The following is a 21,575-nucleotide window of genomic DNA, read 5'->3' as shown; positions in this document are numbered from 1 at the left end:
CGGGTTTCAGCCGCCCGCGAGCGGCAAGCAGGCTGTCATGTCCACACGACGAACGTACCTGAGCGCCGCACGGATCATCGCACTGGTGGCGGACCTTTTCGCCTTCGTGCTGGGCCTGTGGATCCTGATGTACCTGCTCGAAGCCAACCGGGCCAACGACCTGGTCAACTTCGTGCAGCACGCGGCCCAGTGGCTCGCGGGCTGGTCCCACGACCTGTTCACCTTCGACGCGGAATGGGCCCGCGTCGTCTGCGGCTACGGACTGGCCGCCGTGGTCTACCTCTTCCTCGGTCATCTCGTGGCCGGGCGGCTCGTCCGTCGTCCCTGACCGCCGACCGGGACCGTCCCACGCCGATCCCGGTCGCCGTGAGCTGCGGCAACGGATAGCATCCGGGCCACGGACTCGGCGCTGGGAGGCGGACTGTGGGGAGGCTCACCGGTGGGGATCCGTCCCTGCTGCGCAGGATCAACTCCGCTGTCGTGCTGCGGGCGCTGCGGGGTGCGCAGGAGTCACCGACCCTGACCGACCTGGTCGGCGCGACGGGGCTGTCCCGCCCCACGGTCGAGGGGGTCGTCGACGGCCTCGTCGGTGCCGGCCTGGTCACCGAGGCGGCCGGCGTGTCGGCCACCCGGCGGCAGGGCAGGCCGGCCCGGCGCTTCCGCTTCCGCGCGGAGGCCGGCCACCTGCTGGGCATCGAGATCGGGGCGCACCGCGTCTCCGCCGTGCTGTCCGACCTGACCGGACGTCCGGTGGGCACGGCGGAGCGGCCCACCACCGGGGACGCGTCCGCCGGTGAACGGCTCGAACGTGTCCGGGCCGCCGTCTCGGACCTGCTGCGCCGCAGCGAGGTGGCCCGCTCCACCCTGCGCTGCGTCGGCGTGGGGACGCCGGGCATCGTCAGCGGGGACGGCAGCCTGCGGCTGTGCTCGGCCCTGCCGGGGTGGACCGGGCTGCCGCTGGGCGAGCGGCTCCGAAGGTCGTTCCGCTGCCCGGTGATCGTGGAGAACGACGCCAACGCGGCGGTGCTCGCCGAGCGCTGGCAGGGTGCGGCGCGGGGCTGCGAGGACGTGGTCATGGTGCTGGCCGGGCTCAGTCCGGGCGCCGGTTCGCTGATCGGCGGTCGGCTGCACCGGGGGTTCGGAGGGGCGGCCGGTGAGATCGGCGCACTGCACCTCCTCGGCCGCGAGGACTCCCCCGAACGGCTCCTGTCGACGACCGGCGAGCCGCTGCATCCGCTGGACGAGGCGGCGGTGGCCCGCGTCTTCCGTGCGGCGGGCAGCGGCGACGAGCGGGCCCGGCTCGCCGTGGAACGCTACATCAGGCGGCTCGTGCACGACGTGGCGGCGCTTGTGCTGGCCCTCGATCCGGAACTGGTGGTGATCGGCGGGTGGGCGGCCGGGCTGGACGGCGTCCTGGTGCCGCTGCGCAAGGAACTGGAGCGCTACTGCCTGCGCCCGCCGCGCGTGGAGCTGTCCGTCCTCGGAGAAGCGGCGGTGTCCACCGGTGCGTTGCGCGTGGCGCTGAACCACGTGGAGGAGCAGTTGTTCTCCGTGGAGGCCGCTTCGGCGTGAGGTCGGGCCCGGCACTTCCGGGCCCGGGGCCGGGGGCGCTCCCGGGGGTGACGCGCGGTCAGCCGGCCAGCAGGTCGGCATCCAGGAGGCCGCCGAAGGTGAGGCGGCAGGTGTCGGCCCGGTACGTGGCGACCGCCACGGCCACCGTCGTCCCCCCGGCCACATAGCGGGTGGTGACGACCAGCACCGGGGAGCCGGGCAGCCGGTCCAGTCGGCGCGCGTCGTCCGCGCGCGCGGCGCCGAGCTCGACCGAGCGGTCCTGCCCGTCGAGTTCCAGCCGGTGCAGGGCGCTCAGCACGGCGCCGCCCCGGGCCGGGCCCGAGCCCGGCACCTCTCCGGTGACGCCTCCCGGCACGTAGAGGACCTCGGTCGCCACATGCTGTCCGCGCTCGCTGCGGACGCGTCGCAGCACATGGCAGGGGCCCGGCGGATGGTCGGCCAGCAGCCGGGCGACGGCGGCGGGCGGCGCCGCGAGGGAGCAGTCCTCGACCCGCCAGGCGTCCTCGGCCGTACCCGGCCAGCCGCCGGGATCGGTGGCGACGTCCACCCCCATGCGCGGAGGCGCGACGGTGGTGCCCACGCCGCGCCGGCGCTGCAGCCGCCCTTCCAGCTCAAGCTGTTCGAGGGCCTGCCGGAGGGTGGCCCTGGCGACTCCGTAGCGGGCGGCCAGGTCCCGCTCGTTGGGCAGCACCTGCCCGACGGCGAACTCGGTGTCGAGGGCTTCGGACAGCACTGTCTTGAGGTGCCAGTACTTCGGCTCCGGCACCGTGTCCACCTGTGTGGTCCCCACCCTTGCCTCCGCAATCGCCGTGTCCCCATGGGATTTTCACGCGGTTATTTATTAAAGCTTGTTGCGTATGCCTGGTGACACTACGGCCGCGCTCCGCCTTGGTCAAGACCAATCCCGGCCCTCCGTGCCCGCGGGGCGCCGGGGTGGGGTAGCGTCACCGGTCGGCGATTGCCGCGGCCCACGGGCCGGGAAGGGCCCCAGGGGCTGGGAATGGCCCCACGGGCCGGGAGAAGGCCCGTGGGTCGGGCCGGGAAGGGCCGAGACATGGCGCGACGGGTCACCGTGGTCACCGGCGGCAGCCGGGGAATCGGGGCCTCGGTCGCACGAAGGCTGGCCGCCGACGGCCACGATGTCGGCGTCGGCTACGTGCGGGACCGGGAGGCCGCCGAGCGGACGGTGGCCGGGGTCCGGGCAAGCGGCGCGCGGGCCGTGGCGGTACGGGTGGACACCAGCGACGAGACGCAGGTCGACGCCTTCTTCGACACGGTGACCCGGGAACTGGGGCCCGTGACGGGTCTGGTCAACAACGCCGGTGTCACCGGACCCCTGGGGCGCCTCACCGAGACCTCCACCGCCGACATGCGCCGCGTCATCGACGTCAACGTGCTCGGAGCCCTGTACTGCGCCCGGCGTGCGGTCCTGGCCATGTCGCGGCGGCACGGTGGCCGGGGCGGCGCCGTCGTCAACGTCTCCTCGGCTGCGGCGACGCTGGGCGGCCCGGGCGAGTACGTGCACTACGCGGCGAGCAAGGCCGCACTCGACGCCCTGACGGTGGGCCTGTCGAAGGAACTGGCCGAGGAGGGGGTCCGCGTCAACGCGGTGCAGCCGGGGATGATCACGACCGACATCCACGCGGCCATGGGCGACCCTGGGCGGCCGTGGCGGCATCCCGAGCGGGTGCCCATGCGCCGCCCCGGGGAGCCCGAGGAGGTCGCCGGAGCGGTCGCCTGGCTGCTGTCGTCCGAGGCTTCCTACACCACGGGAGCCGTACTGCGGGTCGCCGGCGGCCTGTGAGGAGGGGCGACCGGGCGCGGCGCCGGCACTCCCCCGACGGTGGCGGGGAGCCCCGGCGCCGGGTCGCCGCAGGACTCAGTCGTTGACGCAGACGTTGCCGGCGGTCCCGTTGAGGGCCGCGATGACACCGACGCTGTTGCCGCAGACGTTGACCGGTACGTGGATCGGGACCTGGACGACGTTGCCCGACAGGACGCCCGGGGAGCCGATGGCGGCACCCTGGGCATCGGCGTCGGCGGAGGCGGTGCCCGCGCCGGCGAGGATGACGGCGGTGGCCGCCGCGAGCAGTGCCGCGGTCTTCGCCATGCGTCGCATGAGAGTTCTCCTTCGGTAGGGGGAGGCAGGCCGTGAGCCCTCGGCCCACCGCCGAGCGTCACGGCTGCCTCGCGCTACGTCCGGTTCCGGACAGGCAGCAGGCCGCATATTCACTCGAAATGAGCAATCGGCATATCGCAGGGAGCCCGTGAACGTGGCGGATTGGGCCGTTCGGCGGTCACCGGTGCCCCGTGGGTGGCATCCACCGATGGGCCCGGGGGGTGAATTCCCCGGCGGCTCCGGGCCCTCGCGACGCGCGGCCGACCAGCGCTTCGACCCCTCACGGGCCCGGCACTGGCGCACCGGCCCGGGCACGCGCCGAGCTGCGCGCGTACACGATCACTGACAGTGCGTCATCATCGGCCACTGCATGGCTGATGATGCTGTTCCTTCCACACCCCGAGCGCATTACGATTCGGCAACGAGTCGGATATCCGTGGGGCGCACCCCCGCCGTGCGGCCCGGCTCGACCGCGGAGCGGGACGGCCGGCCGCACCGGCCACGCACGGAACGCACGAACGCCGCCGGGCGTTGGTGGGAACGCCGAGGCGGCCGGACCGCCGACCCGCGCGGGTGGCCCGACCGGCCACCCGGAGCCCGCACGCCGGAACGGCTGAAATGACGAAAATGACTGCCAAACCGACAGAACCATCCTTAACCCACCGGTCACAGAACGTTCGTGACGAGGCAACACCCGTCCCCGAGGATGACCGCATGTCTGAAGCGTCGAACGTCCCCACCGCCCCGGCCACCTGGCGCGGGCCTCACCGGCGCACCGGGTGGTGGCCGCGCCGCCGAAGGCAGGGCGTACGGCCCCCCGGAGCGGGCCCGGATACGGGCACCGCCGCGGCGGCGGAGGGAGACGCGCGTCCGAGCGCGCCCCCGCCGGTGCTGTGGCGGATGCGGACGACGGTTCCCGAGCGTCCCGGGGCGCTCGCGGCCCTGTGCGCCGCGCTCGCCGAGGCCGAGGTCGACATCCTGGCTCTGCAGACGCATCCCTTGGGCGAGTCGGCGACCGTGGACGAGTTCATGCTCCGTGCCCCGGCGGCGCTGGAGAAGAACCGCCTCCTCGCCCTCGCGGTGGCGGGCGGCGGACGGGACACCTGGCTGGAGCGGGCGGACGCCCACGAACTCGTCGACGTGCCCACCAGGGTGCTGGCCGTGGCCACCCGCACGGCGCTGGACACCGCCGAGCTCCCCCTGGCCCTGCGCGCGATGCTCGGCCGCTGCACGATCCGCTCGGTCCCGGCGCTCTCCCTGAGCGGGAAGCCGATGAGCGAACCGGTCCCGCCGGAAGGGGTCCTGGAGGAGACGGTCCTGCGGCTGCCCGACCCGTCGGGCGGCGCCATCGTGGTGGAGCGACCGCAGCTCCCCTTCACCCCCACCGAGTTCGCGCGTGCCCGGGCCCTGGTGGAACTCGACGCGCGGCTCGGGCAGCGGGTGCCGCGCCGCCGCGACGTCCTGACCCTCCCCGAGGGCAACGCCATCACCGTCCGCCGGGCCGACACCGGCGACCTGGAGGCGGCGGTGGCGATGCACGAGCGCTGCTCGGAGGACACGCTGCGGCTGCGCTACCACGGACCGGTACGTGACGCCGACCGCTATCTGGCCCACCTCCTGTCGCCCCGTTTCGGTCGGACCCTCGCGGTGGAGACGGCCTCCGGGCGGCTCGTGGCGCTCGGACACCTGCTGTGGGACGGCGACGAGGCCGAGGTGGCCCTCCTCGTCGAGGACGACTGGCAGCACCGCGGGATCGGCGGCGAGCTGCTCGGCCGTTTGGTGCGGATGGCGGTCGAGGCGGGGTACGAGAGCGTCTACGCCGTGACCCGGTCGGCCAACACCGGCATGGTCGCCGCCATGCGCGGTCTCGGCCTGCCGCTGGACTACCAGATCGAGGAGGGCACCATGGTGATCAGCGCACCGCTGTCTCCCGTCGCGGCTCCGGCCGGGGCCGAAGGCCGCTGAGCGCGAGGTCGAGGTCCTGCCACAGGTCCTCGACGTCCTCCAGGCCCACGGACATGCGCAGGAGCTTCTCGCTGATCCCACCGGCCGCACGGTCCCCGGCCGCCACGATGCGGTGGCTGATCGATCCGGGGTGCTGGATGAGCGTGTCGACGCTGCCGAGGCTGACGGCCGGGGTGATGAGACGTACGCCGGAGATCACCTCGTGCGGATCGTCGCGTACCTCGAAGGCCACCATCGCGCCGCCCAGCCGGGGGTAGTGCACGGCCGTCACCCGGGGATCGGCGGCCAGGCGGCGCACCAGTTCCGCGGCCGTCGCCGACTGCTCCTTGACCCGCACGGGCAGGGTGGACAGCCCGCGCAGCAGCAGATAGCCCGCCAGCGGGTGCAGCACCCCGCCGGTGGCGAAGCGGATGCGGCGCAGGTCACGGGCGAACTCCTCGTCGCAGGCGACGACGCCGCCGAGGACGTCCCCGTGCCCGCCCAGGTACTTCGTCGCGCTGTGCAGCACGAACCGGGCCCCGTGCTCCCGGGGGCGCTGGAGCACGGGGGTGGCGAAGGTGTTGTCGACGAGCAGCGGCACCCGGCCGCAGGCGCGTGCGACCGCGTCGAGGTCCACTTCGGCCAGCGTGGGATTGGCGGGGGTCTCCACCATGACCAGCGCGGTGTCGGGGCGGACGGCGTCGGCGATGCCCTCCGGGTCGGTCCAGGTGACCTCGGTGCCCAGCAGTCCGCCGCTCAGCAGGTGGTCGCTGCAGCCGTACAGCGGCCGGACGGCGACGACGTGGCGCAGTCCGGCGGCCGAACGGGCCAGCAGGACCGCCGTGAGGGCGGCCATGCCACTGGCGAAGGCGACGGCCGACTCGGTGCCCTCAAGCCGGGCGAGTGCCTGCTCGAAACGGCCGACGGTGGGGTTGTCCAGCCGGGCGTACACGGGCGGACCCTCCAGCTGCGCCCCGGTGGCCGCGAACTCGTCCAGCCGCAGGCCCTCGCCCCGGCTGTCGGAGCTGGGGTAGGTCGTGGACAGGTCCAGCGGAGCGGCGTGCAGGCCGAGGGCGGCGAGGTCCTCGCGCCCGGCGTGCACGGCGTGCGTGGCCAGGGCCCCGGTGGTGCGGTAGGGGGCCTGGGCGTCGGGGGTGCCCGACGCGGAAGGTGTCGTGTCCATGCGTGCATGCTGAACAGCTACCGGTCCGTAGCGGAAAGGCACCGTGCTACGTTCGGCCGATGACCGAATCCGTGCGACTAGATCCGGTCGATCTGGAGATTCTGCGGCTCCTTCAGAACGATGCCCGGACGACGTACCGCGATCTCGCCGCCGCCGTGGGACTCGCCCCGTCGACCTGCCTGGACCGGGTGACGCGACTGCGGCGGAGCGGTCTGATCCTGGGCCACGAACTGCGTCTGGACCCGGCGAAGCTCGGCCGCTCGGTCGAGGCGCTCCTGCTGGTGCAGGTGCGTCCGCACCGCAGGGACCTCATCGACCCCTTCGTGGAGCGTGTCCGTGCCCTGCCCGAGTCCCGTTCCCTGTTCCACCTGACCGGGCCCGACGACTACCTGGTGCACGTGGCCGTCACCGGCACGGCCGACCTCCAGCGCCTCGTGCTCGACGAGTTCACCTCGCGCAAGGAGGTGGCCCGGGTGGAGACGCGTCTGATCTTCCAGCACTGGTCCTGCGGGCCGCTGCTCCCGCCGCAGGAGCCCGGGCCCGGCCCGGCGGGCTGAGCGCCGCCGGACACCGGCGGCCGGATCGGCCCGTGAACCTGGTGACGGAGCGGAACGTTCCGTACGAGGATGGGGCGCATGTCCGAGACCACGCGTACCGCCCCGCTCCCCCGTCAGATCGCCGACGCCTACGTCGACGCCCTCGTTCAGCTCGACCCCGTCGTCGGCACGGAGCTGGGAGTACGCGAGGCCGCCGGGCGGCTCCCGGACTTCTCCCCCGACGGCGGCCGGGCCCTCGCCGACCTCCAGCGCTCGACGCTCGCCTCGCTGGCCGACGCCGCGGACCTGCCGGAGGCCGCCGACGCGGCGGAGGGGCGGTGTGCCCGGCTGCTCCGGGAACGGCTCACGGCCGAGCTGGCCGTACGAGAGGCGGGCGAGCCGCTGCGGGCGGTGGGCAACCTCAGCTCACCGTTGCAGCTGACCCGCATGGCCTTCACGATCATGCCGACGGAGAACGAGGAGGACTGGGCCGCGGTCGCCCAGCGGTTGCGGGCCGTTCCGGAGGCCCTGGCGGGGTACCGGGAGTCCTTGGCCGCCGGACTGGCGGCGGGGTTGCCGGGCGGCCCGCGTCAAGTCACCACCGTCGTCGGCCAGCTGGCCGAGTGGGTCGGCACGGCGGGTTCCGGTGGGTGGTTCGGGGCGTTCGCCGCGCGGGGTCCGCAATCCCTGAGCGGTGAGCTCGACGCGGCGGCCAGGGCCGCCACCGGAGCGCTGGCGGAGCTGCGCGGCTGGCTCGCGGACGACTACGGGCCCGCGGTGGCCGACGCTCCCGACGTCGTCGGACGAGAGCGGTACGCCCGCTGGGCACGCTACTGGAACGGGACCGACCTGGACCTGGAGGAGGCCTACGCCTACGGCTGGTCGGAGTTCCACCGCCTGCACGCGGAGCTGCGCAAGGAGGCCGTCCGGATCGCCCCGGACGCGTCCGACCCGTGGGCGGTCATGCGGCACCTGCGCACCCACGGGCAGGTGATCGAGGGCGTCGAGACGACGCGCCGGTGGCTGCAGGACCTGATGGACGAGGCCATCGACGCCCTGGACGGCACGCACTTCGAACTGGCCGATCCCGTCCGGCGCGTGGAGTCCATGATCGCCCCACCCGGAGGGGCCGCTGCGCCCTACTACACCTCGCCCTCCCTGGACTTCAGTCGTCCCGGACGGACCTGGCTCCCGACCCTGGGGCACGACCGCTTCCCCGTGTTCGACCTCGTGAGCACCTGGTACCACGAAGGAGTGCCGGGACACCACCTCCAGCTGGCGCAGTGGGTGCACCGGGCCGAGCACCTCTCCCGCTACCAGACGACGGTGGGCATGGTGAGCGCGAACGCCGAGGGGTGGGCGCTGTACGCGGAACGGCTGATGGACGAACTGGGCTTCCTGGCGGACCCGGAGCGTCGGCTGGGCTACCTCGACGCCCAGATGATGCGGGCGATCCGAGTGATCATCGACATCGGCATGCACCTGGAGATGCGCATTCCCGACGACTCCCCGTTCCGGCCCGGCGAGGTCTGGACCCCGGCGTCGGCGCAGGAGTTCTTCGCCCGGCACACCGGACAGCACGAGGAGTCGGTGGAGAGCGAGCTGGTGCGGTACCTCGGGCTGCCCGGGCAGGCGATCGGCTACAAGCTCGGCGAGCGGGTGTGGCTGGCCGGCCGGGACGCGGCGCGCGCCCGCGCGGGATCGGCCTTCGACGCGAAGGCCTGGCACATGGCCGCGCTGAGCCAGGGATCCCTGGGGCTGGACGACCTGGCGGTGGAGCTGGCCCGGCTGTGACCCGGTCGGCGCTCCGGCGTGCCCGGGTACGGCCGTCCGCGCCCGCGGGTCAGCCGCCGACCGGTGGCCCGCTGCCGTCGGCGTGATGCCGCAGGACCGAACCGGAGCGGCGCTTGACGACCTCCAACTGGGCGGGGACACGCGTCCGGAGGTCCGCCACGTGGCTGACGATGCCCACGCAGCGGTCGCGTTCGCGCAGCGAGTCCAGGACCTCCAGCACCTCGTCCAGCGTCTGCTCGTCGAGGCTGCCGAAGCCCTCGTCGATGAAGAGCGTGTCCAGCCGGGTGCCCCCCGCCTCGTCGCCGACGACGTCGGCGAGGCCCAGCGCCAGCGCCAGAGAGGCGAAGAACGTCTCACCTCCGGAGAGGCTGGCCGTGTCCCGTTCCTGTCCGGTCCACGCGTCGACGACGTGCAGCCCCAGCCCGGAGCGCGCGCCGCGTCCGGCGCGGTCGTCGGAGTGCAGCAGCGTGTACCGGCCGGACGACATGCGGTGCAGCCGGGAGCTGGCGGCCGCGGCGACCTGTTCGAGGCGCGCGGCGAGGACGTAGGTCTCCAGGCGCATCCGCCGTTCGTTCTCGGCGGAGGTGCCGGCGGCCAGACCCGCGAGGCGGGTGACGCGTTCGTGCTCGGCCCGACGCGGTCCGAGCGCCCGTACGGCCTCGGTGGCCCGCGCGGAGAGCCGGTCGAGGTCGGTCGCGCGGGAGCGGGCGGCCGAGGCGGCGGCGTCAGCGGCGCGGCGCCGGTCGGCGGCGGCCTCGGCGGCCCGGCGGGCCGCGGCCACGTCGGCGGGGTCCTCACGCGCGGCGGCCCCGACGGCCGGGTCGGCCAGTTCGGCGGCGCAGGTGGCCTCCTCCGTCTGCCAGTCGTCCAGCCTGCGTCGCAGGGCGCGGGCGGCATCCGCCTCCACGACCGCGTCCGCCGCGGCCTGTGGCGCGGGGAAACCGGCCCGCCACGCGGCGTCGTCCAGCGCGGCGTCGGCCTGTTTCAGGTGACGCGCGGCTGCGTCGGCCCGGCGGGCGGCCTCGGCGGCCTCGGCGAGCGTTCCGGCGAGTCCCGCCAGGCGGGCGGCGCGGTCGGCCACGCTCGGGGCGTCCCCGCGTGCCTGCCGCACCGCGTCCCGTTGCGAGCGCAGTTCGTGCTGGAGTGCCTCCCGGCGGGAGGTGCGGGCCGCGGTGCGCCGGGCGGCCTCATGGCCTTCGGCGAGTCGGCGCTCGTGCTCACGTTCGGCCTGGTCGAGCCGTTCGCGCAGAATGTGCGCCTGGGCGGCCTCGCGGCGTGCGGTCCCGATGTCGGCCTCCAGGCCGGCCAGGAGCGCGGCGCAGTCCTTCACCGTGTCCTCGCCGGACTCCGTACGCGCGTGGCGGAGGGCTTCCTCGACGGCCTGCCGAGCCTGTGCGGCCTCCTCCCGTGCGGCCTCGGCTCTCTGGTGATCCGCCAGTGCCGCGTCCTCGGCGGCCGCGTCCACGTGGTCGGCGGTGGGCCCGGCGGGCGCGGGGTGCTCCGCGCAGCCGCAGACGGCGCAGGGGGCGCCGGGCCGCAGAGCGAGGGCCAGTTCGGCGGCGATGCCCGCGAGCCGGCGCTCGCGGAGGTCGAGCCACCGCTGCCGGGCGTCGGCCGCGGCGTCCGCGGCGTGCCGCGCCCGCTCGGTGGCTCCGGTGAGCTCGGCGACCAGCCGGTCGCGGGTACGGGCCGCGTCCAGGCGTCGGCGGGCGGGTTCGAGCCGGGCGCCGAGTTGTTCGGCGCGGGTGGCCGCCGCCTGGGCGTCGTCGACGCGCCGCTGGTGGGCGGTCTGCCGGGCGGGCCAGACAGCCAGCCATTCCTCGGCCTCGCGGGCCACGGCCTCGTCGTGGACGGCGTCCCGGTCCAGGCCGTTCAGCTCGCGGCCGAGCGTCTCGGCGCGGGCTTCGGCCCGGCGGGCCGCCTCCAGGGCGCCGAGCTGCTGACGGGTGCGGCGTTCGCTCGCGGTGAGGTGCTCGGCCGTGGCCTGGCGGAACGGTTCAGGCAACCGGGCGCGGGCTTCGTCCTCGGCCCGCGCCGAACGGTGGTGCTCGGCCTCGGCGGTGCGGCGGGCGGCCAGCGCGGGCAGGACGGACTCGGCGCTGCGGGCGCGTTCGACCCGCTGCCGCACGGCGTCGCGCTCGGGCGCCTGCCGGGCCAGTTCCTCGGCCCGGCCGCGAGCCCTGCGGTGGCGTTCCTGGAGGCGCGCCAGCTCCTCGGCGGCGGCCAGCCGCTCCTGGGCCGCCTGGTGGTGGCGCTCGGCCGCCCGGAGAGCCAGCTCGGTGCCGGTGAGCCGCTCGCGCGCGGTGCCGCGGGCGAGGGCCGCCCAGGCGAGCACGGTCCCGGCGAGGCCCTCGTCCCCCGGTGCCAGGGCGGGAAGCGGCTCGTCGGTGCCGTTCCCCTCGGCCACCTGCGCCATGCGGTGGGCGAGGGCCAACAGCGTCGCGTCGGCTTCCCGCAAGCGCTGCTGGGCGGTGGTCCGCCGCTCCGCGAGGTGGGCCTCGACGGCGCGGAAGCGGCCGGTGTCGAAGAGCCGGCCGAGCAGTGCACCGCGCTCGTCGGCCCTGGCGCGCAGGAAGTGGGCGAAGTCGCCCTGGGGCAACAGCACGACCTGGCAGAACTGCTCGCGGCTCATGCCGAGCGACTCGACGATCTCCTTGCCGATCTCCTGGTGGGATCGGCTGAGCGCGCGCCACCGGCCGGTGGCCGCGTCGTGCTCGTGCAGCAGCGAGAGGGCCTTGTCGGTGGTGAAGCCCTCGCCCCGGTGCTTGCGGCGGCGGTGTTCGGGGCGCCGGGTCGTCCGCAGCCGGCGTTCCCCCACCGTGAACTCCAGTGTGACCTCGGTGGGCGTACCGGCCGGTGCGTGGCTGCTGCGCAGCCCGCCGTGGCCCTGCGTCTGCCGGGCGCCGGGGACTCCTCCGTAGAGCGCGTAGCAGACGGCGTCGAGCACCGAGGTCTTGCCCGCGCCGGTCGCCCCGTGCAGGAGGAAGAGCCCGGCGCCGCAGAGCGCGTCGAAGTCGACGTGATGGGTGCCGGCGAAGGGACCGAAGGCGGTGACGGTCAGCCGGTGCAGCCTCAACGGATCGGGTCCTTCTCGGTCTGGGCGTCGGTGACGCGGACGCTGTCGAACGCTTCGCGCAGCACCGTCCGTTCGGCCGCGGAGGGGCCGCGCCCGGCACGGACGTGGCCGACGAAGTCCTCGGCGATCTCCCGGTCACTGCGGCCCCGCAGCCGCTGGGCGTAGCTGCGGACCGGCCCCTGCGCGGTCTCCTGCGGGTCGAACACGAGGCTGAGGACGTGCGGGAAGCGCTCGGCGAGACGGGCCATCGGCTCGGCGGGGCGGACGGGGTCGGTGAGGGTGGCCTCCACCCAGGAACCGGTGTGCCGGTCCAGGCTCGCGTCGGACAGCAGGTCGGTGAGGTGTCCCCGCAGCCGGGCGAGCGGCCGGGGCACGGGGCAGTCGAGGCGTTCGGCGCTCACGTCGCCCGCGCCGTCGAGGTCGACGAGCCACATCGACTTGCGGTGGTCGGCCTCGGAGAAGGAGTAGGCGAGGGGCGAACCCGAGTAGCGCAGCCGGGGAGTGAGGGTCTGGCACCGGTGCAGGTGGCCCAGTGCCACGTAGTCGACGCCTTCGAAGACGGCGGCGGGCACGGACGCCACTCCCCCGACGGTGATGTCCCGTTCGCTGTCGCAGCCCTGACCGCCGGTCACGAAGGCGTGGGCGAGCACGACGGAGCGGGTGCCCTCGGGGCGGGTGGCGAGATCGGCGCGGACCCTGCCCATGGCGGCGTCCAGCACGGCGGCGTGGGTCGTGTGCTCGGCGCCCAGGCTGCCGCGCACGAGCGCCGGTTCGAGGTAGGGCAGGCCGTAGAACGCCACCGGGCCGTGGGCGTCGTCCAGCACGACGGGACTCGCGCAGCCGGCGACGTCGGTCCGCAGGTGGACCCCGGCGCGGGCGAGCAGCCCGGCGCCGACGCCCAGTCGGCGCGCCGAGTCGTGGTTGCCGGAGATCATCACGGTGGGCACCCCGAGGGCGGCCAGCCGGTTGAGCGTCTCGTCGAAGAGGGCCACCGCGCCGAGCGGCGGCACCGCGCGGTCGTAGACGTCACCGGCGACGAGGACGGCGTCGACGTGCTGCTCGCGCACCGTGGTGACCAGGTGCTCGACGAAGGCGGTCTGGGCCTCCAGGAGCGCGACGCGGTGCAGGCCGCGGCCCAGATGCCAGTCGGAGGTGTGCAGCAGTCGCATGGCCACCGACCCTAAGCCCCCGTACTGACAGCCGGGCGCCGGGCGGCGGGTCCCGGCTCCCGGGGACGGCGGGGCCGGGTGGTCGGCCGGACGCCCGGTCAGACGTCGTAGCCGTCTCCGTGCAGGTCCAGCCGGGCCGTCCCGGCCGTGGCGTCGGCCAGCCAGGCGCTGAAGGTGTCGACGTCTGCGGCGGGCAGTCCGACCTCGAAGGTGACGCGCGCGCCGTAGTGGACGTCCCGCACGCGGTGGCCGGCGGCCCGCAGGTCGTTCTCCAGTCGGCCCGCGCGGTCGTGGCCCACGGTGAGGGTGGCCAGGCGCAGCCGGTTGCGCGTCACCGTGCCCACGGCGTCGAGCGCCGCGCCCACCGCTCCGCCGTAGGCGCGGATGAGGCCGCCGGCGCCGAGTTTGGTGCCGCCGAACCAGCGCGAGACGACGGCGACCGTGCAGCGGACCTCCCGGCGGAGCAGCATCTGGAGCATCGGTGCGCCCGCCGTGCCGCCGGGTTCGCCGTCGTCGCCGCACCGCTGCGCCGCGCCGTCCGCCCCGAGCACGTAGGCCCAGCAGTGGTGGGAGGCGGTGGGGTGCTCCGCGCGGATCGCCGCGACGAACGCCCGCGCCTCGGTCTCGGTGGCGGCCGGGGCCAGAGCGCACCGGAACCGGGACCGGTTGACCTCCGTCTCGTGCACACCGGGAGCCGCGACGGTGAGGTACTGGTCCTGCATGCGGCCACCCTACGTGTCCCGCCTGCGGGCCGGGAATGCGCCGGGGGCGGGCACCGTTGCCGCCGTCATGAACGTGGAACCTTCTGAGGCAGACCGTGCCGTGCGCCGCATGCTGACCGAACTGGGCGACACCTGGGCGGTGGTCGGCCTCTCGCAAAACACCGGCCGCGCCGCCCACGGGGTCGCCGGGGTGCTTCAGCGGTACGGCAAACGGATCGTGCCGGTGCACCCGAAGGCCGAGACGGTGCACGGGGAGCGCGGGTACGCCTCGCTCGCCGACGTCCCCTTCCCCGTGGACGTGGTGGACGTGTTCGTGAACTCCGCGCTGGCCGGAGCGGTGGCGGACGAGGCGGTCGCGATCGGGGCGCGCGGGGTGTGGTTCCAGCTGGGCGTGCTCGACCCGGCGGCGTACGCGCGCACCCGGGCGGCCGGTGTGGAGATGGTGATGGACCGGTGCCCGGCCATCGAGATCCCCCGGCTGTGAACCCGCTCCGCGCCCCGGACGGCGTCAGCGCGGGGCGGGGACGGAGACGGCCATGGTCATCTCGACGGGGGTCTCACCGGCGTTGCGGAAGCCGTGCGGCACGTGGGACTCGAACGAGGCTGAGGTGCCGCTCGGCACCCGGTGGTCCGTCCCGTCGACGGTGAGGGTGAGGACGCCGGTGCGGACGTGCACCAGTTCGGTCGTCCCGGCCGGATGCGGGTCGGAGGTGCTGCCCTCCCCGGGCATGAGCACCCAGCTCCACAGCTCCAGGGGGCCGGGCGCCTCGGCGCCGGCCAGCAGGGTGCTGTGGCTGCCCGCCGGCGTCGACCACAGCCGCACGGCCTGTTCGGCGGGGACGAGACGCACCTGCGGCGCCTGGTCGTAGTCGAGGAGGGTGGTGATGCTCACGCCGAGGGCGTCGCCGACCTTCACGACGGTACCGACGCTGGGGTTGGTGCGGGCCTGCTCGATCTGGATGAGCATGCCGCGGCTGATGCCGGCGCGGGCGGCGAGCGCGTCGAGGGTGAACCCCCGCTCGGTCCGGAGGCGCTTGAGGTTGCGGGCGAGCGACCGGGTGAGATGGTCCAGATCGGTCACGTGCGGAACCCCTCCCGAGAGTTCATTATTTTGAATTGAACAGTTGCATACGTTGCACTACCGTGTGCTGGACTCCGATGTCCATCACACTGTACTGCGAGGTGCGCGATGACCGTGGCGTTCGCCCTGGTGACCAGCCTGATGTGGGGGCTGGCCGACTTCGGCGGCGGCCTCCTGACGCGGCGCGTGCCCGCGCTGACCGTCGTCGTGGTCTCCCAGTCCCTCGCGGCGGTGGCGCTCGGGGCGATCGTCCTGGCCACGAGCGGCTGGCAGGAGATCGGCTCCCAGCTGTGGTTCGCCGTCGCGGCCGGTGTCGTCGGCCCGATCGGCCTCCTCGCGTTCTACCGGGCGCTGGCACTCGGCCCCATGGGCGTCGTCTCCCCCCTCGCGGCCCTCGGCGCGGTGTCCGTGCCCGTGGGCGTCGGCCTCGCGCTGGGCGAACGGCCCGGCGGCGCCCAGACCCTGGGCATCCTCGTGGCGGTGACCGGCGTCGTCCTGGCCTGCGGACCGGGGACCGGCGGGACGCCGGTGGCACGCCGGACGCTGCTGCTCACCGTCTTCGCCGCGCTCGGCATCGGCGCGGTGATGGCCCTCATCGAGCACGCCTCCGTGACCATGACCGGGCTTTTCCTCGCCCTGTTCGTCCAGCGGCTGTGCAACGTCGCGGTCGGCGGCGCGGCCCTGCTGCGGCAGACCCGCCGGGGACGCCCCGCACTGCCGCCGGACGGCCGGACCGGGCTGTGGGCCTCGCTGCCGGCACTGGCGCTGGTGGGCCTCGCCGACGTGGCGGCCAACGGGACGTACATGGTCGCCGCGCAGAGCGGGCCCGTCACCATCGCGGCCGTCCTCGCCTCGCTGTACCCGGTCATCACCGCGCTGGCCGCCCGCGGCTGGCTGAGCGAGCGGCTCCGTCCGGTGCAGACGGCCGGCGTGGGCCTGGCCGTCATGGGCACGCTCCTGCTGGCCACCGGCTGACGGGCGACGGCCGGCGGCGCGGGCCGACGTCACAGGTGCCGCAGGGCCAGGAGCAGGAGCCCCACCGCGTGCAGGGCGAGGATCACGGTCAGCACGATCCGCATCGTCCGCGCGTCCATCGGGCTCGCGCACCTCCTCAAGCAGGTCAGCGCTCCGGGCGCTCCTCCAGTGTGCCCGGCTCGGGCACCAGGGCGTCGCCCTCGGCCAGGGCCAGCAACTGCTCGGCGGTGACCCCCTCGGGCACGGGCACGGGCGGCGGGGTCCGCAGCGGCGGCTGCCACCCCCCGTCGGCGTCCCAGCGCCGGACCACCCGGGCCGGCGCCCCGGCGACGACCGCGTGGTCGGGGACGTCGCCGCGCACCACCGAGGCGGCGGCCACGACCACGTTGCGGCCCAGCCTGGCGCCGGGGAGCACGACGGCGCCGTGGCCCAGCCAGCTGCCGGAGCCGATCTCCACCGGGGCCGCACGCGGCCACTGCTTCCCCACGGGCTCGTGCGGGTCGTCGTAGGAGTGGTTGGTGGAGGTCACGTAGCAGTAGGGGCCGAAGAAGACGTCGTCACCGATCGTCACCCGGCTGTGGGCGATGACGTGACTCCCCCGGCCCAGGACGACACCGTCGCCGAGGGTCAGCACCGGATCGGGGCCGAGGTCGAGTCCGGGCATCATCCCGGCGGTGAGCGTCACCTCGGCGCCCACGACACAGTGCGCGCCCAGCTCGATCCACGGCGCGCCGAAGACGGTGCCCTGCGGGAACGCGAGCCGCGTTCCCGTGCCGATGCCCCGGAAGGCGTGCGGGCCCGGCCGCTCACGCGTGACGGCGCCCGCTTCCTGGAGCCGGTTCCAGGCCCGGTGCACCGCGCGGGAGGCCGTACGGGTCAGCGCCCGGCGCAGGGGCGCGGGAACGGCTCGCGGCACGTCAGCCCACTTCTCCCATGCCGACCGCGGCGCGGTGCCGCTCGGCCAGATCACGGTAGGCGGCCGCGTTGAGCCGGATGTGCTCCCACTCCTCGTCCGTCAGCTCGCGTCGCACCCTGGCCGGGACGCCGGCCACCAGGGAGCGGGGCGGCACCCGCATGCCCTGCGGCACCAGGGCCTGCGCGGCGACGAGCGAACCGGCCCCGATCACGGCGCCGTTGAGCACGGTCGTGCCCATGCCGACGAGGACGTCGTCCTCGACCGCACAGCCGTGCAGGACCGCGTTGTGGCCGACGGACACGCGCGCGCCGACGGTGACGTCGAAGCCCGGGTCGACGTGCACGGTGCAGTTGTCCTGCACGTTGCTGTCCGGGCCGAGGGTGATCGACCCCATGTCACCCCGCAGCACTGCGCCGTACCAGACACTCGCCCCGGCGCTCACCGTGACGTCACCGACGACGACCGACGTCGGCGCGGTGTACGCCCCGGGGTCCACCTTCGGCGACTCGCCGCCCACGCCCGCGATCAACGCTCCTGCCATCGCCCACTCCTCGCTCGTCGCTTCCGTGCCGCGCCTGCGTGCACCGTATGTGACGCACGGGGGGCCGGGCCGGGCGCCTCAGTCGTTGGGGCGCAGGGTCCACACGATCGTCATGTCGCCGGTGACGGCGCCGTCCTGCCGGGTGATGTCGACGTGCACGGGGAACTCCGGGCGCTGTCCGGCGTCCAGTTCGGCGACGACGTCGGCGACCGGACGGCCGAGGACCGCGGTCGCGGTGAGCGGCCCCTTGGCCAGCTTCTTGTAGGTGGTCTCGCAGCGGACGGGCAGCGGCACGGCGCGGGAGAGCTGGTCCATGAAGGCGGCCATGACGATGGCGCCACTCGCGGACTCGGCGAGCGTGAACATCGCGCCGGCGTGCGGACCGCCGACGTGGTTGTGGTACTCGCTCTGGTCGGGCAGCCCGACGACCACGCGCTCGGCCGTGGCCTCGGTGAACTCGAGGTTGAGGGTGCGGACCATCGGCACGGAGGCCGCCATCAGCTCGCCGATCGACGGCAGGTTCTCAGACATGGGCCAGACATTACCAGCGGGTAGCTTCACCGGGTATCGGTCGTCGCGAAACGGCTCCGAATGTCCTGGGCACGCATCAAAACGGGGGCTGGCCCGGGGAGCGGCCGCGCCCACTCGTAGAGTTCACGTCATGTGGCCAGGACAGCAGCAGCCCGGGGGCGGCCAGAACCCGCAGGAACCCAATCCGTACCAGCAGCCGGGTTACCAGCAACCCAACCCGTACCGGCAACCCGGCTATCAGCAGCCGAATCCCTACCAGCAGCCCGCGGGGCAGAGTCAGGGACAGTGGAGCCCGCCCGGGGTCCCCGGCGGCCCGCCGCCCGGGGAGACCCCAGGGAAGAAGAAGCGCGCGAACACCGTGATCGCGATCGCGGTGTCCCTCGCCGTCGTCGCGGGCGCCGTCGTCGCGGGCGTCGTGCTGCTGGGCGGGGACGAGGAGCCGAACGCCTCGGCGAAGGGCGGCGACGACACGCCCTCCGCGTCCGCGACCCCCTCCCATGAGGCCTCAGAGGAGCCGGAGGAGTCCGAGGACGAGGAGGAGGGCGCACAGCGCGACCCGGACAGTCCGCGCGGCAGCGGTGAGGACGAGCCGGACCCCGAGCCGGTGGTGTCCGGCTGGCAGGTCGTCATCAACCCCAAGCACCACAGCGCCTTCGACGTCCCGGAGGACTGGGAGCTGGGCAGCAAGACCACCATCATCGGCTGGGGCGAGAAGGAGCAGGAGGACGGCGCCCTCTTCGCCGTCCCCGAGGTGGCCATGAGCGCCCCCGCCTACTACAAGGACGGGTGGTGCAAGGACTCCGACGGGGGCACCTACTCCCGCTCGGCCGTGGGCACCAAGGGCGCGCAGGGGGCGAAGAACACCAGCGAGGCCGCGCTCTCGGCCGCCCAGAACTTCGTCTACTACCGGCACGGCGAGGACCGGGACAAGCTGGACTGGACCGAGTCCAAGCCGTTCAAGAGCGAGCACGGCATCGAGGGCCACATCGCCACCGCCACCGTGAGCGGCGTGAAGAAGGGCAACAAGTGCGAGGCCGACGGGAAGGCCGTCGCCGTCTCGTGGCTCGACGCCTCCCGTGAGCTGCGCCTGTGGATCCTGATCACGGACACCGGCGTGGAAGACGAAGTGCCGCAGAAGACCATCGACAAGATGACCGCGAGCCTGCGCCCCTACGGCGAACAGGAGTGACGGCGCCGGTGCCCCGGCCCCGGAGGCCGGGGCACCGGCGGCGGCCCGCCTGGGCCGGCCGCAACTACACGCTGCTCACGGCCGCCGCCGTGATCACCGGTCTCGGCGGCTCGGGAGCGCTGATCGCCGCCGCGTTCGCCGTGCTCCAGGCGGGCGGGTCCGGTACCGACGTGGGACTCGTGGCGGCCGCCCGCACGGTGCCGCTGGTCGTCTTCGTGCTCGTCGGCGGGGCGGTGGCCGACCGGCTCCCCCGCCACCGGGTCATGGTCGCCGCGAACACCCTCAACTGCCTCTCCCAGGCCCTCTTCGCGGTCCTCGTCCTCAGCGGAGAGGCGCGGATCTGGCACATGGCCGTGCTCGCCGCGCTCGGCGGCACCGGGCAGGCGTTCTTCGCCCCGGCGGCCGAGGGCATGGTGCTCGCTTCGGTGACGGGCGAGCAGGCCGGCCGGGCCTTCGCCGTCTTCCGGATCGGCATGAACGGCGCCGCCATCGGGGGCGCGGCGCTGGGCGGAGCCCTGGTGGCCGCCGTCGGGCCGGGCTGGGTCCTCGCCGTCGACGCCGCCGCCTTCGCCGTCGCCGGTGCCCTGCGCGCGTTCCTGGACGTCAGCGGCATGGCCCGGCGTGCGCCCTCCGGCGGCCTGCTGCACGACCTGCGCGAAGGCTGGCGCGAGGTGACCGGGCGGCGCTGGCTGTGGGCGATCGTCCTTCAGTTCGCCGTCGTCAACGCGATGATCGCCGCGGCGGAAGCCGTGTACGGCCCGCTCATCGCCGAGGCACACCTCGGCGGTGCCGGGCCGTGGGGCGCGGCACTCGCCGCCTTCGGCGCGGGCACGGTGCTCGGCGCGGTGCTGATGACCCGCTGGAAGCCGCACAGGCTGCTGCTCGTCGGAGCGCTGTGCGTCTTTCCGCTGGCGCTGCCCTCCGCCGCGCTCGCCGTGCCGGTGACCGCGCCGACGCTGAGCGCGGTGATGTTCGTCAGCGGTCTGACCGTTGAGGTCTTCTCCGTCACGTGGATGCTGGCGCTGCACCAGGAGGTGCCCGAGGAGAAGTTCTCCCGGGTGGCGGCCTACGACTGGCTCGGCTCACTCGCCCTGGTTCCGGTGGCGGCCTCGCTGGCTGGGCCCGTCGCCGGGGCTGTCGGCATGGACACGGCGCTGTGGGGTGTGTCGGCGGTGGTCGTGCTGCTGACGGCGGCCGTCCTGTGCGTCCCCGAGGTGCGGGACCTGCGACTGCGCACACCGGCGCCCGCCCACACGGTGGCCGCGGCGGCTCCGGCTCAGCCGATGCTGAAGGAGCCCGGTGGCGGTGGCGGTGACGGGAGGGCGTCCGCGTCCTGAACCGGCCGGGCGTCCCCCACCAGCCGCCGCAGCGCCGCACCGTGCTCGACGCGGGCCGGGAACGGGTCGCCCGCGCACGCGCGGCTCAACGCCTCCAGCGGCAGCGCGGCGGCCGAGGCCACCAGGACGACGTTCCCGAACCGGCGCCCTCGGAGCACCGCGGGCTCCGCCATCAGGCACACGTGGCCGAAGACGGCGGCGAGCGTCGCCGCCTGGGCGCGCAGGAAGGCGAAGGGCGCGCCGTCGGCGATGTTGGCCACGTGCAGACCGTGCGGACGCAGGGCCCGCGCCGCCGCCTCGGCGCACTCCCGGGTCGTCAGGTGGGCGGGGATCCGCGAGCCGCCGAAGACGTCGGCGACGATCAGGTCGTAGGAACCGGCCGGGGCGGCCTCCAGGGCCCGCCGGGCGTCGGCCGCGCGCGTCCGCGTCCCGCTTCCGGGCGGCAGCGGGAGGTGCTCCAGCACGAGGGCGAGCAGGGCCTCGTCCGCGTCCACGACCGTCTGCCGCGAGCCGGGCCGGACGGCCGCCGTGTAGCGGGGCAGGGTGAGCCCACCGCCTCCGAGGTGGAGCAGGTCCAGCGGCCCGCCCGGCCCGGCCGCGTCGATGACGTGGGCGATGCGCCGCGTGTACGCGAACTCCAGGTGGGCGGTGTCGTCGAGGTCGACGTAGGACTGGGGGGCGTCGTCGACGGTGAGCAGCCAGGCCCGCGAACGGTCGACGTCGGGTAGGAGGCGTGCGGTGCCGTGATCGACCGTTCGGACGACGGGGAGGGGCTCGTTCACGGCTCCATTGTGCGGCGGGCCGCCGCGCCGGCCGGAGGCGGGGAGACGGGCCGGGCCGCCTCAGGGGGCTTCCGTTGGCGCCCGCGTCACCGCTGCGCCGCCGGTGCT

Annotated in this window: 21 protein-coding genes; 10 read left to right on the top strand and 11 right to left on the bottom strand. The window is 74.6% G+C overall.

Translation table 11 applies throughout. The features are described 5' to 3' along the window. The first annotated feature begins 37 nt into the window (after window positions 1–37). Both IF129_RS20350 and IF129_RS20345 read left to right on the top strand, forming a co-directional pair. Window positions 38–328: a hypothetical protein gene (locus tag IF129_RS20350; RefSeq protein WP_191211191.1), complete on the top strand. Its 291-nt coding sequence runs from the start codon at window positions 38–40 to the stop codon at window positions 326–328. A 95-nt stretch (window positions 329–423) separates the two neighbouring features. Beyond that, complete coding sequence (locus tag IF129_RS20345) at window positions 424–1,572, top strand: ROK family protein (RefSeq protein WP_191211190.1); 1,149 nt, start codon at window positions 424–426, stop codon at window positions 1,570–1,572. 58 nt (window positions 1,573–1,630) lie between these two features. On the opposite strand, the gene IF129_RS20340 is transcribed toward IF129_RS20345, so the two are convergent. Further along, window positions 1,631–2,362: a GntR family transcriptional regulator gene (locus IF129_RS20340; RefSeq protein WP_191211189.1), complete on the bottom strand. Its 732-nt coding sequence runs from the start codon at window positions 2,360–2,362 to the stop codon at window positions 1,631–1,633. A 264-nt stretch (window positions 2,363–2,626) separates the two neighbouring features. Between IF129_RS20340 and IF129_RS20335 the strand changes: the two genes are divergently transcribed. Continuing rightward, on the top strand, window positions 2,627–3,376 hold the full coding sequence (locus tag IF129_RS20335; RefSeq protein ID WP_191211188.1) for an SDR family oxidoreductase: 750 nt from the start codon (window positions 2,627–2,629) through the stop codon (window positions 3,374–3,376). Window positions 3,377–3,451: 75 nt separating this feature from the next. Here IF129_RS20335 and IF129_RS20330 read toward each other — a convergent pair whose 3' ends face one another. Next, the gene (locus IF129_RS20330; RefSeq protein WP_191211187.1) at window positions 3,452–3,691 is read right to left on the bottom strand and encodes a chaplin; all 240 of its coding nucleotides are present in this window, start codon (window positions 3,689–3,691) and stop codon (window positions 3,452–3,454) included. Window positions 3,692–4,405: 714 nt separating this feature from the next. Here IF129_RS20330 and IF129_RS20325 point away from each other — a divergent pair. Next, window positions 4,406–5,656 carry a GNAT family N-acetyltransferase gene (locus IF129_RS20325; RefSeq protein ID WP_381481227.1) on the top strand — a complete coding sequence of 417 codons (1,251 nt, stop codon included), beginning with the start codon at window positions 4,406–4,408 and terminating at the stop codon, window positions 5,654–5,656. Here the strand turns inward: IF129_RS20325 and IF129_RS20320 are convergent. Continuing rightward, window positions 5,604–6,818, bottom strand: coding sequence for a trans-sulfuration enzyme family protein (locus IF129_RS20320; RefSeq protein WP_191211185.1), 1,215 nt, complete (start codon window positions 6,816–6,818; stop codon window positions 5,604–5,606). The genes IF129_RS20325 and IF129_RS20320 overlap by 53 nt on opposite strands. Before the next feature lie 59 nt (window positions 6,819–6,877). Between IF129_RS20320 and IF129_RS20315 the strand changes: the two genes are divergently transcribed. Together IF129_RS20315 and IF129_RS20310 are read left to right on the top strand one after the other, a co-directional pair. Then, the gene (locus IF129_RS20315) at window positions 6,878–7,375 is read left to right on the top strand and encodes an Lrp/AsnC family transcriptional regulator (RefSeq protein ID WP_191211184.1); all 498 of its coding nucleotides are present in this window, start codon (window positions 6,878–6,880) and stop codon (window positions 7,373–7,375) included. A gap of 78 nt (window positions 7,376–7,453) precedes the next feature. Then, complete coding sequence (locus tag IF129_RS20310; protein ID WP_191211183.1) at window positions 7,454–9,148, top strand: DUF885 domain-containing protein; 1,695 nt, start codon at window positions 7,454–7,456, stop codon at window positions 9,146–9,148. Between the two features lie 49 nt (window positions 9,149–9,197). On the opposite strand, the gene IF129_RS20305 is transcribed toward IF129_RS20310, so the two are convergent. From IF129_RS20305 to IF129_RS20295, 3 genes are all read right to left on the bottom strand, one after another. Next, a complete protein-coding gene (locus tag IF129_RS20305) occupies window positions 9,198–12,224 on the bottom strand; it encodes an AAA family ATPase (protein WP_191211182.1) in 3,027 nt (1,008 codons plus the stop codon). After that, window positions 12,221–13,393, bottom strand: coding sequence for an exonuclease SbcCD subunit D (locus IF129_RS20300; RefSeq protein ID WP_191211181.1), 1,173 nt, complete (start codon window positions 13,391–13,393; stop codon window positions 12,221–12,223). Before IF129_RS20300 ends, IF129_RS20305 begins: the two co-directional genes overlap by 4 nt. A 98-nt stretch (window positions 13,394–13,491) precedes the next feature. Further along, the gene (locus IF129_RS20295) at window positions 13,492–14,115 is read right to left on the bottom strand and encodes a YigZ family protein (RefSeq protein ID WP_191211180.1); all 624 of its coding nucleotides are present in this window, start codon (window positions 14,113–14,115) and stop codon (window positions 13,492–13,494) included. 67 nt (window positions 14,116–14,182) lie between these two features. On the opposite strand from IF129_RS20295, the gene IF129_RS20290 reads away from it, so the two are divergent. Next, the gene (locus IF129_RS20290) at window positions 14,183–14,599 is read left to right on the top strand and encodes a CoA-binding protein (protein WP_191211179.1); all 417 of its coding nucleotides are present in this window, start codon (window positions 14,183–14,185) and stop codon (window positions 14,597–14,599) included. Window positions 14,600–14,623: 24 nt separating this feature from the next. Here the strand turns inward: IF129_RS20290 and IF129_RS20285 are convergent, their stop codons facing one another. Next, a complete protein-coding gene (locus IF129_RS20285; protein WP_191211178.1) occupies window positions 14,624–15,196 on the bottom strand; it encodes a helix-turn-helix domain-containing protein in 573 nt (190 codons plus the stop codon). 108 nt (window positions 15,197–15,304) lie between these two features. On the opposite strand from IF129_RS20285, the gene IF129_RS20280 reads away from it, so the two are divergent. Beyond that, window positions 15,305–16,171: an EamA family transporter gene (locus IF129_RS20280; protein ID WP_191211177.1), complete on the top strand. Its 867-nt coding sequence runs from the start codon at window positions 15,305–15,307 to the stop codon at window positions 16,169–16,171. Between the two features lie 145 nt (window positions 16,172–16,316). Here IF129_RS20280 and IF129_RS20275 read toward each other — a convergent pair whose 3' ends face one another. From IF129_RS20275 to IF129_RS20265, 3 genes are all read right to left on the bottom strand, one after another. Then, a complete protein-coding gene (locus IF129_RS20275; protein WP_191211176.1) occupies window positions 16,317–17,087 on the bottom strand; it encodes an acyltransferase in 771 nt (256 codons plus the stop codon). Window position 17,088: 1 nt separating this feature from the next. Continuing rightward, the gene (locus IF129_RS20270) at window positions 17,089–17,628 is read right to left on the bottom strand and encodes a gamma carbonic anhydrase family protein (protein WP_191211175.1); all 540 of its coding nucleotides are present in this window, start codon (window positions 17,626–17,628) and stop codon (window positions 17,089–17,091) included. 78 nt (window positions 17,629–17,706) lie between these two features. Beyond that, window positions 17,707–18,159, bottom strand: coding sequence for a DUF4442 domain-containing protein (locus IF129_RS20265; RefSeq protein WP_191211174.1), 453 nt, complete (start codon window positions 18,157–18,159; stop codon window positions 17,707–17,709). Between the two features lie 130 nt (window positions 18,160–18,289). On the opposite strand from IF129_RS20265, the gene IF129_RS20260 reads away from it, so the two are divergent. Both IF129_RS20260 and IF129_RS20255 read left to right on the top strand, forming a co-directional pair. Next, complete coding sequence (locus IF129_RS20260; RefSeq protein ID WP_191211173.1) at window positions 18,290–19,348, top strand: hypothetical protein; 1,059 nt, start codon at window positions 18,290–18,292, stop codon at window positions 19,346–19,348. A gap of 8 nt (window positions 19,349–19,356) precedes the next feature. Next, entirely contained in the window at window positions 19,357–20,685 is a 1,329-nt protein-coding gene (locus tag IF129_RS20255; RefSeq protein ID WP_318153858.1) for an MFS transporter, read from the top strand. Here IF129_RS20255 and IF129_RS20250 read toward each other — a convergent pair. Then, window positions 20,625–21,467, bottom strand: coding sequence for a spermidine synthase (locus tag IF129_RS20250; protein WP_191211171.1), 843 nt, complete (start codon window positions 21,465–21,467; stop codon window positions 20,625–20,627). The genes IF129_RS20255 and IF129_RS20250 overlap by 61 nt on opposite strands. Window positions 21,468–21,575 lie beyond the last annotated feature (108 nt).

Source organism: Streptomyces chumphonensis, assembly GCF_014779715.1.
Taxonomy (GTDB): domain Bacteria; phylum Actinomycetota; class Actinomycetes; order Streptomycetales; family Streptomycetaceae; genus Streptomyces; species Streptomyces chumphonensis.
This window is presented reverse-complemented; position numbering and strand designations above follow the sequence as displayed.

What these genes read in the sequence shown, in the direction of transcription:
- IF129_RS20350 (WP_191211191.1), top strand. Translation starts at nt 38, where the DNA reads ATGTCCACACGACGAACGTACCTGAGCGCCGCACGGATCATCGCACTG.
- IF129_RS20335 (WP_191211188.1), top strand. Translation starts at nt 2,627, where the DNA reads ATGGCGCGACGGGTCACCGTGGTCACCGGCGGCAGCCGGGGAATCGGG.
- IF129_RS20330 (WP_191211187.1), bottom strand. Translation starts at nt 3,691, where the DNA reads ATGCGACGCATGGCGAAGACCGCGGCACTGCTCGCGGCGGCCACCGCC.
- IF129_RS20325 (WP_381481227.1), top strand. Translation starts at nt 4,406, where the DNA reads ATGTCTGAAGCGTCGAACGTCCCCACCGCCCCGGCCACCTGGCGCGGG.
- IF129_RS20320 (WP_191211185.1), bottom strand. Translation starts at nt 6,818, where the DNA reads ATGGACACGACACCTTCCGCGTCGGGCACCCCCGACGCCCAGGCCCCC.
- IF129_RS20315 (WP_191211184.1), top strand. Translation starts at nt 6,878, where the DNA reads ATGACCGAATCCGTGCGACTAGATCCGGTCGATCTGGAGATTCTGCGG.
- IF129_RS20310 (WP_191211183.1), top strand. Translation starts at nt 7,454, where the DNA reads ATGTCCGAGACCACGCGTACCGCCCCGCTCCCCCGTCAGATCGCCGAC.
- IF129_RS20300 (WP_191211181.1), bottom strand. Translation starts at nt 13,393, where the DNA reads ATGCGACTGCTGCACACCTCCGACTGGCATCTGGGCCGCGGCCTGCAC.
- IF129_RS20295 (WP_191211180.1), bottom strand. Translation starts at nt 14,115, where the DNA reads ATGCAGGACCAGTACCTCACCGTCGCGGCTCCCGGTGTGCACGAGACG.
- IF129_RS20290 (WP_191211179.1), top strand. Translation starts at nt 14,183, where the DNA reads ATGAACGTGGAACCTTCTGAGGCAGACCGTGCCGTGCGCCGCATGCTG.
- IF129_RS20280 (WP_191211177.1), top strand. Translation starts at nt 15,305, where the DNA reads ATGACCGTGGCGTTCGCCCTGGTGACCAGCCTGATGTGGGGGCTGGCC.
- IF129_RS20270 (WP_191211175.1), bottom strand. Translation starts at nt 17,628, where the DNA reads ATGGCAGGAGCGTTGATCGCGGGCGTGGGCGGCGAGTCGCCGAAGGTG.
- IF129_RS20265 (WP_191211174.1), bottom strand. Translation starts at nt 18,159, where the DNA reads ATGTCTGAGAACCTGCCGTCGATCGGCGAGCTGATGGCGGCCTCCGTG.
- IF129_RS20260 (WP_191211173.1), top strand. Translation starts at nt 18,290, where the DNA reads ATGTGGCCAGGACAGCAGCAGCCCGGGGGCGGCCAGAACCCGCAGGAA.